At 41.7% G+C, this 696-nt stretch carries 1 protein-coding gene; it reads right to left on the reverse strand.

What is annotated here, in order from left to right; all coding sequences use genetic code 11:
- A partial coding sequence (locus ACS8FD_RS20770) for a metal ABC transporter ATP-binding protein (protein ID WP_439277261.1) occupies positions 1 to 542 on the reverse strand: 542 nt, incomplete at its 3' end.
- Between the last annotated feature and the right edge of the window lie 154 nt (positions 543 to 696).

Below are 696 nucleotides of genomic sequence, written 5' to 3' on the forward strand. Positions count from 1 at the left end.
TCGATAAACTGGTAAAGCCAAACCTCAGTATCGGGATCTAACCCTTGCATTGGCTCATCTAAAATGAGTAGATTCGGCTTATCTAGTAAGGCTCGTGCCAGTAGTACGCGCTGAGTTTCACCGCCAGAAAGATGCAGCATCTGCCGCGATAACAGATGATTCAAAGATAAGTTATCAAAAATAAACTGACGTTGTTCTGATGTTAAACGACGTTTATCTGCCTGCGCCAATAGGTCTTTTACACGTAACGGCAAAATAGGTGGCACTGTAAAACGCTGCGGCACATAACCAAGTTGTAGTGGTTGATGAGTGACAATCTTACCCGCTGTAGGTGTGATGAGACCTAAGATAAGTTTGACCAAGGTCGACTTACCAGCACCGTTTGGACCGATTAGACTGACAGTTTCATTAATAGCAATATCGATATTGATGTTCTTAACCAAGCACTGTGGACCAATATGGTAATTAATACCATTTAGGCTCAGTAAAGGTAACCCATCAGAGGTGAGTTGCTTATTGGACGATTGCGCTAAAAGGCTCATAGAATAACAGCCGAAAATTAAATAAAAGTAGACAGAAGGTCTATACAGAACAGAGATATTTTATTGGCAACTTTGACAGCGACCGCTAATCTCAATGACACTACGAGAAACCATAAAACCAGCATCTTGCTCTGCAAAGCTCATCATCTCTTGA

Source organism: Psychrobacter sp. 1U2, from assembly GCF_051847575.1.